Below are 16,641 nucleotides of genomic sequence, written 5' to 3'. Positions count from 1 at the left end.
AATTGCAAATTCACTTCTTTGATATAGGCAATAAGGGTAAAACCTGTAGATTAAAAGGGAGGTAGGCCCCTTGCTAGACGTTAATAATTTTGAGTATATGAAAATTGGTCTGGCTTCACCTGATAAGATTCGTTCGTGGTCTTTTGGAGAAGTAAAAAAACCTGAAACCATTAACTATCGTACTTTAAAACCTGAAAAAGACGGGTTATTCTGTGAGAGAATTTTCGGTCCTACAAAAGACTGGGAGTGTCATTGCGGAAAGTATAAACGTGTTCGTTACAAAGGCGTAGTCTGTGATCGATGTGGTGTAGAAGTAACACGTGCAAAGGTAAGACGTGAACGCATGGGACACATCGAGCTTGCTGCTCCTGTCTCTCACATTTGGTATTTCAAAGGTATTCCGAGCCGTATGGGACTTGTTTTAGACATGTCCCCACGCGCGCTCGAAGAGGTTATTTACTTTGCATCTTACGTAGTAACCGATGCTGGAGACACTCCTCTTGAAAAGAAACAATTACTTTCTGAAAAAGAGTATCGAACTTATCGTGAGAAATACGGCAATAAGTTCCAAGCTTCCATGGGAGCTGAGGCAATTAGAAAGCTTCTTCAAGACATTGACACTGAAAAAGAAGTAGAGATGTTAAAAGAAGAGCTAAAAACAGCACAAGGACAACGCCGTACAAGAGCAATCAAACGTTTAGAGGTATTAGAAGCGTTCCGGAACTCTGGAAATGAACCTTCATGGATGATCCTTGAAGTATTACCGGTAATTCCGCCTGAGCTTCGTCCGATGGTTCAGTTAGATGGTGGACGTTTCGCAACTTCTGACTTGAATGATCTGTATCGTCGTGTCATTAACCGTAACAATCGCTTAAAGCGTTTATTGGATCTTGGTGCACCAAGCATTATCGTCCAAAACGAAAAACGCATGCTACAAGAAGCTGTTGATGCGTTGATTGACAACGGTCGTCGCGGTCGTCCGGTAACAGGACCAGGAAATCGTCCGTTAAAATCACTTTCTCATATGTTAAAAGGTAAGCAAGGACGTTTCCGTCAAAACCTGCTAGGTAAACGTGTAGACTATTCTGGTCGTTCTGTTATCGTAGTAGGACCTAACTTGAAAATGTACCAATGCGGACTTCCAAAAGAAATGGCTTTAGAACTATTCAAGCCATTTGTCATGAAAGAGCTAGTCGGCAAAGGATTGGCACACAACATTAAGTCTGCTAAGAGAAAAATCGAAAGATTACAGCCTGAGGTTTGGGACGTATTAGAGTCTGTTATTAAAGAACATCCAGTGCTTCTAAACCGTGCCCCAACTTTACACAGATTGGGAATCCAGGCATTCGAACCAACATTAGTCGAAGGACGTGCAATTCGTCTTCACCCGCTTGTATGTACAGCTTACAATGCTGACTTCGACGGTGACCAAATGGCGGTACACGTTCCACTTTCTGCGGAAGCACAAGCCGAAGCTCGTCTTTTAATGCTGGCAGCACAAAACATCTTGAATCCGAAAGATGGAAAACCAGTTGTTACACCATCTCAGGACATGGTATTAGGTAACTACTACCTGACTATGGAAAGAGAAGGTGCTGTTGGAGAAGGTATGGTGTTTAAAGATACAAATGAAGCGTTAATTGCTTATCAAAACGGATATGTGCACTTGCATTCCCGTATAGCTGTTCATGCTTCATCATTAAACAACCAAACATTCACAGAAGAGCAAAATAAAATGCTTCTCATTACAACGGTAGGAAAATTAATATTTAACGAAATCCTGCCGGAAACATTCCCATATATCAACGAGCCTACAAAAGAAAATTTAGAGGTTAAAACTCCAGAGCGTTTCTTCGTTGAAAAGGGTAAAAATGTTAAAGAAGTCATTAAAGCTCAACCGATTATTGAACCGTTTAAAAAGAAAATCCTTGGGAATATCATTGCGGAAGTATTCAAACGCTTCAAAATTACTGAAACATCTAAGATGCTTGACCGCATGAAAGACCTTGGTTTCAAATACTCTACAAAAGCCGGTATTACGGTTGGTGTAGCAGATATCGTTGTATTACAAGAAAAGAAACAAATCATCGATGAAGCACAGAAGAAAGTAGATACAGTTCTTAAGCAGTTCAGACGTGGTCTTATCACAGAAGATGAGCGCTATGATCGCGTGATTTCCATCTGGAGTGCAGCTAAAGACGAAATCCAAGCAAAACTTATGAAATCCTTGGATAAACGAAACCCGATCTTCATGATGAGTGATTCTGGTGCCCGTGGTAACGCATCAAACTTCACTCAGCTTGCTGGTATGCGCGGTTTGATGGCTAACCCAGCCGGTCGTATTATCGAACTTCCAATCAAATCAAGCTTCCGTGAAGGTCTAACTGTATTAGAGTACTTTATCTCTACACACGGTGCTCGTAAAGGTCTTGCGGATACTGCCCTCAAAACGGCTGACTCAGGATACTTAACTCGTCGTCTTGTTGATGTGGCACAAGATGTCATTGTTCGTGAAGATGATTGCGGTACAGATCGTGGTCTACGTGTAGAGGCATTAAAAGATGGAACTGAAATTATCGAACGTTTAGAAGAACGTTTAATTGGTCGTTATGCTCGTAAAACAATTAAACACCCAGAAACAGGCGACGTAATTGTTCGTGAAAATGAAATCATTACTGAAGACTTAGCTAAGCAAATTGAAGAAGCTGGTATTACTTCAGTTTGGATTCGTTCTGCATTTACATGTAACACTCGTCACGGTGTATGTAAAAAATGTTACGGTCGTAACCTGGCAACAGGTCAAGAGGTTGAAGTGGGTGAAGCTGTTGGTATTATCGCTGCCCAATCAATCGGTGAGCCTGGTACACAGTTAACGATGCGTACATTCCACACTGGTGGTGTTGCGGGAGACGATATTACACAAGGTTTGCCGCGTATTCAAGAGTTGTTTGAAGCTCGTAATCCAAAAGGTCAAGCAGTAATCTCTGAAATTGATGGTACAGTAATTGCGATCAATGAAGGAAGAGACAGACAGCAGGAGATTGTCGTTCAAGGTGAAGTGGAAACACGCACTTACACAGCTCCATATACTGCAAGACTGAAAGTAACAGTAGGTTCTCAAGTTTCAAGAGGTCAAGAATTAACAGAAGGTTCTATTGATCCGAAAGAACTCTTGAAAGTAAAAGACATACTAGCTGTTCAAGAATACCTGCTTCGTGAGGTACAAAAAGTTTACCGCATGCAAGGGGTTGAAATTGGTGATAAGCATATCGAGGTAATGGTAAGACAAATGCTGCGTAAAATCCGTGTAATTGATGCGGGAGAAACAGATGTATTACCTGGAACTCTTTTGGATATCCACCAATTTACTGATGCCAATAAAGCAGCGCTTCTTGAAGGAAAAATTCCTGCAACAGGGCGTCCGGTTTTACTTGGTATCACAAAAGCGTCGCTTGAAACAGATTCGTTCTTATCTGCAGCATCCTTCCAAGAAACAACAAGAGTTCTTACAGATGCAGCAATTAAAGGAAAACGCGACGAACTTCTTGGTCTTAAAGAGAATGTTATTATTGGTAAGCTAGTACCTGCTGGAACAGGTATGCAACGATACAGAAAAGCAACGCCAGTTCTTGTTCAAGAAACAGAAGAAGATACTGTATCTGTTGACTAAATAACAAAGACCGGTGAAAATTCACCGGTCTTTTTATAGAATATAAACTTACCATTGTATAAATCTGTTTAAGAAAATTTTTAATGCATGGTTGACATGAAATATTAAAAGGTGATATTATAGCAAAGGTGCTCCTATGATTACCTGTAACTTTGGAGGATAGTTATATGTCTTATGAAAAAGTCTTACAGGCTAAAAAGATCATTATAGGAACAAAACAAACAGTCAAGGCATTAAGGAACCAGGAAGTCGCTGAAGTAATTTTAGCAGAGGATGCAGATCCTAAACTTCTAGAAGATATCGTTACTATTGCTTCAGACCTAAAGGTGCCTATACATTACGTTGATTCGATGAAAAAGCTTGGAAAAGCTAGTCGGATTGATGTGAAAGCTGCGGCTGTTGCAATTAAAAAGTAAAACTGTTTTTGTGGCATACCACAAAAACTTTGTTTTTGCTCATTTATGAACCACCTGGATGTGTGGGTCTAGAACCAACTAGTGAAAGGAGGAAAAAACATGCCTACTATTAACCAATTAGTGCGCAAAGGACGTGAGTCCAAGGAAACTAAATCTAAGTCTCCAGCACTTAATAAAGGCTACAACAGCTTTAAAAAAGTTCAAACTAACGTATCATCTCCACAAAAACGCGGTGTTTGTACTCGTGTTGGTACAATGACACCAAAGAAGCCAAACTCTGCGTTGCGTAAGTATGCCCGTGTACGCTTAACAAACGGTATCGAGGTGACTGCATACATTCCTGGTATTGGTCACAACCTACAAGAGCACAGTGTTGTTCTAATCCGTGGCGGACGTGTAAAAGACTTACCAGGGGTACGTTATCACATCGTTCGTGGTGCTTTAGATACAGCTGGTGTTAACAACCGTATGCAAGGCCGTTCTAAGTACGGTACTAAGCGTCCTAAAGCAGCAAAAAAATAATGTAAAACAACAATTAACTTGAAATAAGATTTCTTTGAAAGGAGGAAAAAACATGCCTCGTAAAGGTCCAGTTGCAAAGAGAGATGTATTACCAGATCCGCTTTATAACTCTAAGCTTGTTACTCGATTAATTAATAAATTAATGATTGACGGTAAAAGAGGTAAAGCGCAACAAATTCTTTATTCAGCATTTGAAATTATTAAAGAGCGTACAGGAAAAGATCCAATGGAAGTTTTCGATCAAGCTCTTAAGAATATTATGCCAGTATTAGAGGTTAGAGCACGCCGTGTAGGTGGTGCAAACTACCAAGTACCAGTTGAGGTGCGCCCAGACCGCCGTACTACTTTAGGTCTTCGCTGGTTAGTAAACTACGCTCGTCTACGTGGTGAAAAAACAATGGAAGAGCGTTTAGCTAACGAAATTCTTGATGCTGCTAACAACACAGGTGCATCTGTTAAGAAGCGCGAAGACACTCACAAAATGGCAGAAGCAAACAAAGCATTTGCTCACTATCGTTGGTAATATTCGAAACAACATTCCTAAAATTATACTCATATAAGGAAGGAGAAAGACCCAATGGCAAGAGAGTTCTCCTTAGAAAAAACTCGTAATATTGGTATCATGGCTCACATTGATGCTGGTAAAACAACAACAACTGAGCGTGTTCTTTATTACACTGGTCGTATTCATAAAATTGGAGAAACGCACGAAGGTGCGTCTCAAATGGACTGGATGGAACAAGAACAAGAACGTGGTATCACGATCACTTCTGCAGCAACAACTGCACAGTGGAAAGGTCACCGCGTAAACATCATCGATACACCAGGACACGTAGACTTCACAGTTGAAGTAGAACGTTCACTTCGTGTATTAGATGGTGCTGTAGCGGTACTTGACGCTCAATCTGGGGTTGAGCCACAAACTGAAACAGTTTGGCGCCAAGCAACAACTTATGGAGTTCCTCGTATCGTTTTCGTTAACAAGATGGATAAAATCGGTGCAGACTTCCTTTATTCTGTAAAGACTCTGCACGACCGTCTTCAAGCGAATGCACATCCGATTCAGTTACCAATCGGTGCTGAAGATCAATTCGAAGGTATCATTGACTTAGTAGAAATGAACGCAACTTTCTATGGCAATGACCTTGGAACAGATATTCAAGTGCGCGAAATTCCTGAAGAGTATAAAGCTCAAGCAGAAGAATACCGTGAAAAGCTTGTTGAAGCAGTTGCTGAACTAGATGAAGAACTAATGGAGAAGTACCTTGGCGGTGAAGAAATTACAAACGAAGAGCTTAAAGCAGCAATTCGTAAAGGTACTGTAAACGTTGAATTCTTCCCAGTAATCTGTGGATCAGCATTCAAAAACAAAGGTGTTCAGAAAATGCTTGACGCAGTAATCGATTATCTTCCGTCTCCGGTAGACATACCACCAATTAAAGGTACTCTACCTGACACTGACGAAGAAGTTACTCGTCCATCAAGTGACGATGAGCCGTTTGCAGCTCTTGCGTTCAAAGTAATGACTGACCCATATGTTGGTAAATTAACATTCTTCCGTGTATACTCTGGTACATTAAGTTCGGGTTCTTATGTACAAAACTCTACAAAAGGTAAGCGCGAGCGTATTGGACGTATTCTTCAAATGCACGCAAATCACCGTGAAGAGATTTCAATGGTATATGCGGGTGACATCGCAGCTGCTGTAGGTCTTAAAGATACTACAACAGGTGATACACTCTGTGATGAAAAAGCTCCTGTAATTCTTGAGTCTATGCAATTCCCTGAGCCGGTTATCCAACTTTCTGTTGAGCCGAAGTCTAAAGCAGACCAAGACAAAATGGCAACTGCTCTTCAAAAGCTTCAAGAGGAAGATCCAACATTCCGTGCTCATACTGACCAAGAAACAGGTCAAACTATTATTGCAGGTATGGGTGAGCTTCACCTTGATATCATCGTGGATCGTATGAGACGCGAATTCAAAGTAGAAGCTAACGTAGGTGCGCCACAAGTAGCATATCGTGAAACATTCCGTAAAAGCGCGCAAGTTGAAGGTAAATTTGCTCGTCAATCCGGTGGTCGTGGACAATACGGTCACGTTTGGATCGAATTCTCTCCTAACGAAGAAGGAAAAGGATTCGAATTTGAAAATGCTATTGTTGGTGGTGTAGTACCACGTGAATACATTCCTGCGGTTCAAGCTGGTCTTGAAGATGCTCTTCAAAAAGGAGTTCTTGCAGGATACCCAATGGTTGACATCAAAGCGAAATTATTCGACGGTTCTTACCATGATGTTGACTCCAGTGAAATGGCATTTAAAATCGCTGCTTCTTTAGCGCTTAAAAATGCTGCTGCTAAATGTGATCCAGTCCTTCTAGAGCCTGTTATGAGAGTTGAAGTTGTAATCCCTGAAGAATACATGGGAGACATCATGGGCGGTATCACTGCTCGTCGCGGACGTGTAGAAGGTATGGAAGCTCGCGGTAACGCACAAGTTGTTAAAGCGATGGTTCCACTTTCTGAAATGTTCGGTTATGCAACTTCTTTACGTTCTAACACTCAAGGACGCGGTGTATTCACAATGCACTTTGATCACTACGAAGAAGTACCAAAATCAATTGCTGATGAAATTATCAAAAAAAATAAAGGCGAATAATTGATTTTCATTCTTCATTAAAGTATAACTACTTATGTAAGCTATGAAAGTGGACTAGGTTCACTTTCATAGCAGCATATACTTTTTTATATTACTTAAAACAATAATCAAGGAGGAATTCCTAATGGCAAAAGCTAAATTCGACCGTACGAAGCCACACGTTAACGTTGGAACAATCGGTCACGTTGACCATGGTAAAACTACTTTAACAGCTGCTATCACTACTGTACTTGCTAAGCAAGGTAAAGCAGAAGCTCGCGCATACGATCAAATCGACGGTGCTCCAGAAGAGCGTGAGCGCGGAATCACAATCTCAACTGCACACGTTGAGTACGAAACTGATGCTCGCCACTATGCACACGTTGACTGCCCAGGTCACGCTGACTACGTTAAAAACATGATCACTGGTGCTGCTCAAATGGACGGTGCGATCCTAGTAGTATCTGCTGCTGACGGTCCAATGCCACAAACTCGTGAGCACATCCTTCTTTCTCGTCAGGTAGGTGTACCATACCTTGTTGTATTCTTAAACAAGTGCGACATGGTAGACGACGAAGAGCTTCTTGAACTAGTTGAAATGGAAGTTCGTGATCTTCTTTCTGAATACGAATTCCCTGGTGACGAAGTACCAGTAATCAAAGGTTCTGCTCTTAAAGCTCTTGAAGGAGACGCAGCTTGGGAAGAAAAAATCATCGAGCTTATGAACGCTGTTGATGAGTACATCCCAACTCCACAACGTGACAACGATAAGCCATTCATGATGCCAGTTGAGGACGTATTCTCAATCACTGGTCGTGGTACAGTTGCTACTGGACGCGTTGAGCGTGGACAAGTTAAAGTTGGTGACGTTGTTGAAATCATCGGTTTAACTGAAGAGCCAAAATCTACAACTGTTACTGGTGTAGAAATGTTCCGTAAGCTTCTTGACTATGCAGAAGCTGGTGACAACATTGGTGCACTTCTTCGTGGTGTATCTCGTGAAGAAGTTCAACGTGGACAAGTACTTGCTAAGCCAGGTTCTATCACTCCACACACAAAATTCAAAGCGGAAGTTTACGTTCTTTCTAAAGAAGAAGGTGGACGTCACACTCCATTCTTCTCTAACTACCGCCCACAATTCTATTTCCGTACAACTGACGTAACTGGTATCATCCAATTACCAGAAGGTACAGAAATGGTTATGCCTGGCGACAACATCGAAATGACTGTTGAGCTAATCGCACCAATCGCGATCGAAGAAGGTACAAAGTTCTCTATCCGTGAGGGTGGACGTACTGTTGGTGCTGGTGTAGTATCTACAATCATTGAGTAATATCAGCCTAACATAAAGGAGAGGACGCTCTCCGTAAAAAGCAGAGGTGAAAACCTCTGCTTTTTTTTTTAGATTTTCTCATTATACTTCCAGTGCATGTATCATTCGTTTCCTTATTTATTCTTGAAAGACTATGCTCAAAGAAAAGGTACCGATGAAGTGATGAATGGAAAAAACTATATAATAGAAGTAACTCGTCAATCCAATATCTGATCATCGATAAAAATAAACATTATCTTGAAAAATATGTATCAGATATGTATAATAGAAAAAGTGTGCGACATAGAGAACTTGCCTAAGTTTTAGTTGCAACTTCTTTATGTTTTATGTATAATAGACAATGTTGGTCTTTGGCCGCGATGAAGTGGGAGGTTGCTGACACACCCGGCCGCTTTGCCATGGCGAGTGTGTGGGAAATTTCCACGGAGAAATGTCTATTTTGAAAATAGGCGAAAAGGAGGGAAAATAATGGCAAAACAAAAAATTCGTATCCGCTTGAAAGCATATGATCACAGAATCCTTGATCAATCTGCTGAGAAAATTGTTGAAACTGCAAAACGTTCTGGAGCTGCTGTATCTGGTCCGATTCCGTTACCAACTGAAAGATCAGTATACACAATCCTACGTGCGGTTCATAAGTACAAAGATTCTCGTGAGCAATTCGAGATGCGTACACACAAACGTCTAATCGACATCGTGAACCCAACTCCACAAACAGTTGATTCATTAATGCGTTTAGACTTGCCATCAGGCGTAGACATTGAAATCAAATTATAATAAATAAATCGATAAATTATCAGGAGGTGTGACTTATGACCAAAGGAATCTTAGGAAGAAAGATCGGCATGACGCAGATTTTTGCTGAAAATGGTGAGCTTATTCCTGTAACTGTTATTGAAGCGGCTGGAAACGTAGTCCTTCAAAAGAAAACAGTTGAGGTTGATGGCTACGAAGCGATCCAATTGGGTTTTGAAGATAAGCGTGAAAAGCTTGCTAACAAACCTGAAAAAGGACACGCTGCTAAAGCAAATACTGCACCTAAGCGCTTCATTCGCGAAATTCGCGGAGTAAACCTTGCAGACTATGAAGTTGGTCAAGAAGTCAAAGTTGACATTTTCGCTGAAGGCGAATTAGTAGATGTAACAGGAGTATCAAAGGGTAAAGGATTCCAAGGTGCAATCAAGCGCCACGGACAATCTCGTGGACCTATGTCTCACGGTTCTCGTTATCATCGTCGCCCTGGTTCAATGGGACCGATTGCTCCAAACCGTGTATTCAAATCTAAAGAATTACCAGGTCGTATGGGTGGAGAAAAAGTTACAGTTCAAAACCTACAAGTAGTAAAAGTAGATACAGAACGCAACCTACTATTAGTTAAAGGTAACGTACCTGGTGCGAAAAAATCCCTAGTACAAGTAAAAAGTGCGGTTAAAGCAAAGTAATTTTCAAAGGAAAGGAGGAGCATTAGAAAATGCCAAAAGTTACATTATTTGACCAAATGGGATCTAAAAAAGGCGAAATCGAATTAAATGATTCCGTTTTTGGTATTGAACCTAATAAGCACGTATTATTTGAAGCGATTATCATGCAAAGAGCTTCTTTACGTCAAGGAACTCATAAAGTAAAAAATCGTTCTGAAGTATCAGGCGGTGGACGCAAACCATGGCGTCAAAAAGGTACTGGACGTGCTCGTCAAGGATCTATCCGTTCTCCACAATGGCGTGGCGGAGGTACTGTATTTGGTCCTCAACCAAGATCATACAGCTACAAACTTCCTAAAAAAATGCGTCGTCTAGCACTTAAATCTGCTCTATCTGCTAAAGTTGCAGAAGATAATATTTTAGTATTAGAAAACCTAACTTTCGAAGCTCCAAAAACAAAAGAATTCGTAGCATTTCTTAAAGGATTATCAGTAGATACAAAAGCACTTGTTGTAACTGATAAACTTGATGAAAATGTTGCGCTTTCTGCTCGTAACATCCCAGGAGTTACTGTAGTAGAAGCAGCTGGTTTAAACGTATTAGATCTTGTTGGTCACAACAAGCTAATCATCACAAAAGCAGCTGTTGAAAAAGTAGAGGAGGTGCTTGCATAATGGATGCTCGTGATATCATTAAGCGCCCCGTAATTACTGAACGTTCTTCCGATTTAATGGGTGAAAAGAAATACACATTCGAAGTTGACGTGAAAGCAAACAAAACACAAGTGAAAGATGCTATTCAAGAAATCTTTGGTGTGAAAGTTGAAAAAGTGAACATCATGAACTACAAGGGCAAATATAAGCGTATGGGCCGTCATGCAGGCTATACGAACAAGCGCCGTAAAGCAATTGTTACTTTAACAGCTGACAGCAAAGAAATCGAATTTTTTGAAGCATAATTTACTAGAGAAGGAGGGAAATACAAATGGCGATTAAAAAGTACAAACCTACCTCTAACGGTCGACGCAACATGTCTGTTTCTGACTTTGCAGAAATTACTACTGACAAACCAGAAAAGTCATTGCTTGCACCTTTAAAGAAAAAGGGTGGCCGTAACAACCAAGGTAAGTTAACTGTTCGTCATCAAGGTGGCGGTCATAAGCGCCAATACCGTATTATCGACTTTAAACGTGATAAAGATGGTATACCAGGACGCGTTGCCACTATCGAATACGATCCAAACCGTTCTGCTAATATTGCATTAATCAACTACGTTGATGGAGAAAAACGTTACATTTTAGCTCCTAAAAACCTAGAAGTAGGTATGGAGGTTATGTCTGGTCCAAATGCCGACATTAAAGTAGGTAACGCACTTCCATTAGCTAATATTCCAGTGGGTACTGTAATCCACAACATCGAGTTAAAACCAGGTAAAGGTGGTCAGCTAGTTCGTTCTGCTGGTACTTCCGCTCAATTACTTGGTAAAGAAGGACGTTACGTTCTTGTGCGTCTATCTTCTGGTGAAGTTCGCATGATCTTAGCAACATGCCGTGCTTCTATCGGTCAAGTAGGTAACGAACAACACGAGCTTATCAATATTGGTAAAGCAGGTCGTTCACGCTGGTTAGGTAAGCGTCCTACTGTCCGTGGTTCTGTAATGAACCCAGTTGATCACCCGCACGGTGGTGGTGAAGGACGTGCTCCAATCGGACGTAAATCACCAATGTCACCTTGGGGTAAACCAACTCTTGGTGCTAAAACACGCAAGAAGAAAAACAAATCCGACAAGTTTATTGTACGTCGTCGTAAAAAATAACGGGGTTGAGCTACGGTTCAACAGACGAACCGTAGAGCAATCACGAAGGGAGGTACACTCATGGGTCGCAGCCTGAAAAAAGGACCTTTTGTTGATGATCATTTAATGAAAAAAGTTGAGAAGTTAAATGAAGCAGACAAGAAGCAAGTTATCAAAACTTGGTCTCGTCGTTCTACAATCTTCCCACAATTTATCGGTCACACAATCGCTGTGTACGATGGCCGCAAACATGTGCCAGTCTACATCACAGAAGATATGGTAGGGCACAAGCTTGGTGAATTTGCACCAACACGCACTTACAAAGGTCACGCAAGTGATGACAAGAAAACAAGACGTTAATGAGAGGAGGGCATCTCATGCAAGCTAAAGCTGTTGCAAGAACAGTTCGTATTGCTCCTCGTAAAGTTCGTTTAGTTGTAGATCTAATTCGAGGCAAGCAAGTAGGTGAAGCGATCGCTATCCTTCGTCATACTCCAAAATCTGCATCTCCAGTAGTAGAGAAAGTTTTAAAATCTGCTATGGCAAACGCAGAGCATAACTACGAAATGGACATTAACAATTTAGTAGTTAAGGAAGCATATGTAAACGAAGGACCAACATTGAAACGTTTCCGTCCGCGCGCTATGGGTCGTGCGAGCGCAATTAATAAACGTACTAGCCATATTACTATCGTTTTATCAGAGAAGAAGGAGGGATAATCTGTGGGTCAAAAGGTAAATCCAGTCGGTTTGCGTATCGGTGTTATCCGTGATTGGGAATCTAAATGGTACGCAGACAAAGACTACGCAGATCTTTTACACGAAGACCTTAAAGTTCGCGAATACATCGCGAAACGTTTAAGTGATGCTTCTGTATCAAAGGTTGAAATCGAACGTGCTGCAAATCGCATCAACATTTCTATTCACACTGCGAAGCCTGGTATGGTTATCGGTAAGGGTGGTACAGAAGTTGAAGCTCTACGTAAAGCTCTTAACCAATTAACTGGCAAACGTGTTCATATCAACATTATCGAAATTAAAAAGGCTGATCTTGACGCGAAACTTGTTGCGGAAAACATTGCTCGTCAATTAGAAAACCGCGTATCTTTCCGTCGTGCTCAAAAGCAAGCTATTCAACGTACTATGCGCGCTGGAGCTAAAGGTATCAAAACAATGGTATCTGGTCGTCTTGGCGGAGCAGACATCGCTCGTTCCGAACACTACAGCGAAGGAACAGTTCCACTACACACACTTCGCGCTGATATTGACTATGCTACTGCTGAAGCTGACACAACTTATGGTAAGCTTGGCGTGAAAGTTTGGATTTATCGTGGAGAGGTCCTTCCTACTAAGAAGAAATCCGAGGAAGGAGGAAAATAATATGTTAATGCCTAAACGCGTAAAATATCGTCGTGAACATCGCGGTAAAATGAGAGGCCGTGCAAAAGGCGGTACTGAAGTGCATTTTGGTGAGTTCGGTTTGCAAGCACTTGAAGCTTCTTGGATTACAAACCGTCAAATCGAGGCTGCTCGTATTGCAATGACTCGTTATATGAAACGTGGCGGTAAAGTTTGGATTAAAATTTTCCCAAGCAAGCCGTATACTGCTAAACCACTTGAAGTCCGCATGGGTTCCGGTAAAGGTGCTCCTGAAGGATGGGTGGCTGTAGTTAAGCCTGGCAAGGTAATGTTTGAAGTTGCTGGTGTATCTGAAGAGATCGCTCGCGAAGCATTACGTCTTGCTTCACACAAACTTCCAGTAAAATGTAAGTTTGTAAAACGAGAAGAAATTGGTGGTGAATCAAATGAAAGCTAATGAAATTAGAGAACTTACCACTGCCGAAATTGAACAAAAAGTAAAATCACTTAAAGAAGAATTGTTTAACCTGCGTTTCCAGCTTGCTACTGGACAACTTGAAAATACTGCTCGTATCCGTCAAGTGCGCAAATCGATCGCTCGTATGAAAACCGTTATTCGCGAAAGAGAGATCAGTGCTAACAATCGATAATTGAGGGGAGGTTTGCTGAATGAGTGAACGCAACCAACGCAAAGTATACACAGGTCGCGTAGTTTCCGACAAAATGGATAAGACGATCACTGTTCTGGTAGAAACCTATAAGAAACATTCTCTATACGGTAAGCGCGTGAAGTACTCTAAAAAGTTCAAAGCTCACGATGAGCATAACGAAGCAAAAGTTGGCGATATCGTTAAAATTATGGAGACTCGTCCACTTTCTGCAACTAAACGCTTCCGTCTAGTAGAAGTAGTAGAAAAAGCTGTTATTATATAATATAACTGTTCGGATTACGTTAATTCCGAAAGGAGGTTTCGTACATGATTCAACAAGAATCACGTTTAAAAGTAGCTGACAACTCAGGTGCTCGTGAAGTTTTAACAATCAAAGTTCTTGGTGGTTCAGGCCGTAAGACTGCTAACATCGGTGATATCATCGTGTGCACAGTAAAACAAGCAACACCAGGTGGCGTTGTTAAAAAAGGTGATGTTGTAAAAGCCGTTGTTGTTCGAACTAAGTCTGGTGTACGTCGTCCTGACGGTTCTTACATCCGCTTTGACGAAAATGCTTGTGTAATTATCCGTGACGACAAGAGCCCACGTGGTACTCGTATCTTCGGACCTGTTGCACGTGAACTTCGTGACAACAACTTCATGAAGATCGTTTCTCTTGCTCCAGAAGTTCTGTAATGTAAATAATTGTAAAACGCCTTTCAAGGAGGTGCGAATCTCATGCATGTAAAAAAAGGTGACAAAGTTGTAGTCATCTCTGGTAAGGATAAAGGCAAACAAGGAGTAATCCTTGAAGCATACCCTAAGAAAAACCGTGTATTGGTTGAAGGTGTGAATATTGTTAAAAAGCACTCAAAGCCTTCTCAAGCTAATCCACAAGGTGGAATCATTAGCCAAGAGGCTCCAATTCACGTTTCAAACGTTATGCCGATTGATCCTAAGACTGGAAAACCAACACGTGTTGGCTACAAAACAGTTGACGGTAAAAAAGTACGTATTGCTGTAAAATCAGGTGAATCCTTAGATAAATAAGTCATTTAGCGAAGGGAGGTACAATATATGAACCGCCTAAAGGAAAAGTATACAAAAGAAATCGTTCCTGCTCTAATGAGCAAGTTTGGATATAAATCAGTAATGCAAGCTCCAAAAATCGAGAAAATCGTTGTCAATATGGGTGTTGGTGATGCAGTAGCTAACGCTAAAGCTCTTGACAATGCAGTGGAAGAATTATCTCTAATCACTGGTCAAAAACCATTGATCACTAGAGCTAAAAAATCAATCGCAGGCTTCCGTCTACGTGAAGGTATGCCAATCGGTGCGAAAGTAACACTTCGCGGTGAGCGCATGTATGAATTCCTAGACAAGCTTATTTCTGTTTCTTTACCACGTGTACGTGACTTCCGTGGAGTTTCTAAGAAAGCATTTGATGGCCGCGGAAACTACACTCTTGGTGTTAAAGAACAATTAATCTTCCCTGAAATTGACTACGATAAAGTGAGCAAAGTCCGTGGTATGGATATCGTTATCGTAACGACTGCAAACACTGATGAAGAAGCTCGTGAACTATTAACTCAATTCGGAATGCCGTTCCAAAAGTAATCAATAAAAAAGGGAGGCGTAAACGTGGCTAAAAAATCAATGGTTGTGAAGCAAAAGCGCGGACCTAAGTTTAAAGTACAAGAGTATACACGCTGCGAACGTTGCGGACGTCCACACTCTGTATACCGTAAATTTAAGCTGTGCCGTATTTGTTTCCGTGAACTTGCATATAAAGGTCAAATTCCTGGCGTGAAAAAAGCAAGCTGGTAAAACCCGAGTTTGGGAAGGAGGTAAAATTAAATGGTCATGACAGATCCTATTGCAGATATGCTTACTCGCATCCGTAATGCGAACATGGTTCGTCACGAGAAGCTAGAAATCCCTGCTTCAAAGATTAAGACAGAAATCGCTGAAATCTTGAAGCGTGAAGGCTTCGTACGTGACGTTGAATTAATCGAAGACAACAAACAAGGTATCATCCGTATTTTCTTGAAGTACGGTCCAAACAACGAACGCGTTATCACTGGATTAAAACGTATTAGTAAACCTGGTTTACGTGTATATGCTAAAGCTGGTGAAGTACCACGTGTTCTTAACGGTTTAGGTATCGCAATCGTTTCTACTTCTCAAGGAGTTTTAACTGATAAAGAAGCTCGCGCTAAGAAAATCGGTGGAGAAGTATTAGCATACATTTGGTAATCATTTTTAGACGAATGGAGGTGCACTAGATGTCTCGCGTAGGTAAAAAACCTATTGAAATTCCATCTGGAGTTACAGTTACAATTGCAGATGACAATACAGTTACTGTAAAAGGACCAAAAGGCGAATTAACTCGTTCTTTCAATAAAGATATTACAATCACCTTAGAAGAGAACGTGATCACAGTATCCCGTCCTTCTGACGAGAAAGCATACCGTGCATTACACGGTACAACTCGTGCTGTTTTAGCAAATATGATCGAAGGTGTTTCCAAAGGCTTTGAAAGAGGCCTTGAGCTAATCGGGGTCGGTTACCGTGCTCAAAAACAAGGAAACAAACTTGTTCTTAACGTAGGTTACTCTCATCCAGTTGAGATTGAACCAGAACAAGGACTTGAGATTGAAGTTCCTTCAAACACTAAGATTATTGTAAAAGGTGCGAACAAGGAGCGTGTTGGTGCTTTAGCAGCAAACATCCGTGGAGTTCGTCCTCCTGAGCCATATAAAGGCAAAGGTATTCGCTATGAAGGTGAATTTGTACGTCGTAAAGAAGGTAAAACAGGTAAGTAAGCCGCATAGGTAAACGA

The 16,641-nt window shown here is 41.2% G+C and carries 23 protein-coding genes; all 23 read left to right on the top strand.

All coding sequences use genetic code 11. From position 1 onward, the window contains the following. Nucleotides 1-70: 70 nt before the first annotated feature. Nucleotides 71-3,670, top strand: coding sequence for a DNA-directed RNA polymerase subunit beta' (gene rpoC, locus GD441_RS08700; protein WP_153125777.1), 3,600 nt, complete (start codon nt 71-73; stop codon nt 3,668-3,670). A gap of 167 nt (nt 3,671-3,837) precedes the next feature. Next, nucleotides 3,838-4,086, top strand: a complete 249-nt coding sequence (locus tag GD441_RS08695; RefSeq protein WP_153125775.1) for a 50S ribosomal protein L7ae-like protein — start codon at nt 3,838-3,840, stop codon at nt 4,084-4,086. A gap of 99 nt (nt 4,087-4,185) precedes the next feature. Beyond that, the gene (rpsL, locus tag GD441_RS08690) at nt 4,186-4,608 is read left to right on the top strand and encodes a 30S ribosomal protein S12 (protein ID WP_153125773.1); all 423 of its coding nucleotides are present in this window, start codon (nt 4,186-4,188) and stop codon (nt 4,606-4,608) included. 52 nt (nt 4,609-4,660) lie between these two features. After that, the gene (gene rpsG, locus GD441_RS08685; protein ID WP_153125771.1) at nt 4,661-5,131 is read left to right on the top strand and encodes a 30S ribosomal protein S7; all 471 of its coding nucleotides are present in this window, start codon (nt 4,661-4,663) and stop codon (nt 5,129-5,131) included. A 54-nt stretch (nt 5,132-5,185) separates the two neighbouring features. Continuing rightward, nucleotides 5,186-7,264: an elongation factor G gene (fusA, locus tag GD441_RS08680; protein ID WP_153125769.1), complete on the top strand. Its 2,079-nt coding sequence runs from the start codon at nt 5,186-5,188 to the stop codon at nt 7,262-7,264. 124 nt (nt 7,265-7,388) lie between these two features. Further along, nucleotides 7,389-8,576, top strand: a complete 1,188-nt coding sequence (gene tuf / locus GD441_RS08675; protein WP_153125767.1) for an elongation factor Tu — start codon at nt 7,389-7,391, stop codon at nt 8,574-8,576. Between the two features lie 468 nt (nt 8,577-9,044). Beyond that, nucleotides 9,045-9,353, top strand: coding sequence for a 30S ribosomal protein S10 (gene rpsJ, locus GD441_RS08670; protein ID WP_019244375.1), 309 nt, complete (start codon nt 9,045-9,047; stop codon nt 9,351-9,353). A gap of 35 nt (nt 9,354-9,388) precedes the next feature. After that, nucleotides 9,389-10,018 carry a 50S ribosomal protein L3 gene (gene rplC, locus GD441_RS08665; protein ID WP_153125765.1) on the top strand — a complete coding sequence of 210 codons (630 nt, stop codon included), beginning with the start codon at nt 9,389-9,391 and terminating at the stop codon, nt 10,016-10,018. 29 nt (nt 10,019-10,047) lie between these two features. After that, the gene (rplD, locus tag GD441_RS08660) at nt 10,048-10,671 is read left to right on the top strand and encodes a 50S ribosomal protein L4 (protein ID WP_153125764.1); all 624 of its coding nucleotides are present in this window, start codon (nt 10,048-10,050) and stop codon (nt 10,669-10,671) included. Then, nucleotides 10,671-10,955 (top strand): 50S ribosomal protein L23, encoded by a 285-nt coding sequence (gene rplW, locus GD441_RS08655; RefSeq protein ID WP_153125762.1) that lies wholly within the window; start codon nt 10,671-10,673, stop codon nt 10,953-10,955. Before rplD ends, rplW begins: the two co-directional genes overlap by 1 nt. Nucleotides 10,956-10,981: 26 nt before the next feature. Next, nucleotides 10,982-11,812: a 50S ribosomal protein L2 gene (gene rplB / locus GD441_RS08650; protein ID WP_153125760.1), complete on the top strand. Its 831-nt coding sequence runs from the start codon at nt 10,982-10,984 to the stop codon at nt 11,810-11,812. Between the two features lie 60 nt (nt 11,813-11,872). Then, the gene (rpsS, locus tag GD441_RS08645) at nt 11,873-12,151 is read left to right on the top strand and encodes a 30S ribosomal protein S19 (protein ID WP_153125758.1); all 279 of its coding nucleotides are present in this window, start codon (nt 11,873-11,875) and stop codon (nt 12,149-12,151) included. Between the two features lie 17 nt (nt 12,152-12,168). Beyond that, nucleotides 12,169-12,510: a 50S ribosomal protein L22 gene (gene rplV / locus GD441_RS08640; protein WP_153125756.1), complete on the top strand. Its 342-nt coding sequence runs from the start codon at nt 12,169-12,171 to the stop codon at nt 12,508-12,510. A 3-nt stretch (nt 12,511-12,513) separates the two neighbouring features. Next, nucleotides 12,514-13,170 (top strand): 30S ribosomal protein S3, encoded by a 657-nt coding sequence (rpsC, locus tag GD441_RS08635; RefSeq protein ID WP_153125754.1) that lies wholly within the window; start codon nt 12,514-12,516, stop codon nt 13,168-13,170. 1 nt (nt 13,171) lies between these two features. Next, entirely contained in the window at nt 13,172-13,606 is a 435-nt protein-coding gene (rplP, locus tag GD441_RS08630; protein ID WP_153125752.1) for a 50S ribosomal protein L16, read from the top strand. Beyond that, entirely contained in the window at nt 13,596-13,799 is a 204-nt protein-coding gene (gene rpmC / locus GD441_RS08625) for a 50S ribosomal protein L29 (RefSeq protein ID WP_153125750.1), read from the top strand. Before rplP ends, rpmC begins: the two co-directional genes overlap by 11 nt. 19 nt (nt 13,800-13,818) lie before the next feature. Continuing rightward, a complete protein-coding gene (gene rpsQ / locus GD441_RS08620; protein ID WP_153125748.1) occupies nt 13,819-14,082 on the top strand; it encodes a 30S ribosomal protein S17 in 264 nt (87 codons plus the stop codon). 44 nt (nt 14,083-14,126) lie between these two features. Then, nucleotides 14,127-14,495, top strand: coding sequence for a 50S ribosomal protein L14 (gene rplN / locus GD441_RS08615; protein WP_153125746.1), 369 nt, complete (start codon nt 14,127-14,129; stop codon nt 14,493-14,495). A 42-nt stretch (nt 14,496-14,537) separates the two neighbouring features. Next, complete coding sequence (rplX, locus tag GD441_RS08610; protein ID WP_153125744.1) at nt 14,538-14,849, top strand: 50S ribosomal protein L24; 312 nt, start codon at nt 14,538-14,540, stop codon at nt 14,847-14,849. 27 nt (nt 14,850-14,876) lie between these two features. Next, nucleotides 14,877-15,416 (top strand): 50S ribosomal protein L5, encoded by a 540-nt coding sequence (gene rplE / locus GD441_RS08605; RefSeq protein WP_153125742.1) that lies wholly within the window; start codon nt 14,877-14,879, stop codon nt 15,414-15,416. Nucleotides 15,417-15,440: 24 nt separating this feature from the next. Next, entirely contained in the window at nt 15,441-15,626 is a 186-nt protein-coding gene (locus tag GD441_RS08600) for a type Z 30S ribosomal protein S14 (protein ID WP_050613643.1), read from the top strand. 30 nt (nt 15,627-15,656) lie between these two features. Further along, nucleotides 15,657-16,055, top strand: a complete 399-nt coding sequence (gene rpsH, locus GD441_RS08595; RefSeq protein WP_153125740.1) for a 30S ribosomal protein S8 — start codon at nt 15,657-15,659, stop codon at nt 16,053-16,055. Nucleotides 16,056-16,084: 29 nt separating this feature from the next. Then, nucleotides 16,085-16,624, top strand: a complete 540-nt coding sequence (gene rplF / locus GD441_RS08590) for a 50S ribosomal protein L6 (protein ID WP_153125738.1) — start codon at nt 16,085-16,087, stop codon at nt 16,622-16,624. The last annotated feature ends 17 nt before the right edge of the window (nt 16,625-16,641 follow it).

Origin of the sequence: Peribacillus tepidiphilus (assembly GCF_009466385.1) — a bacterium.
Classification (GTDB): Bacteria; Bacillota; Bacilli; order Bacillales; family DSM-1321; genus Bacillus_BN; species Bacillus_BN tepidiphilus.
Note: the sequence above shows the minus strand (reverse complement) of the source record. Positions and strands in the feature narration are given on the sequence as shown.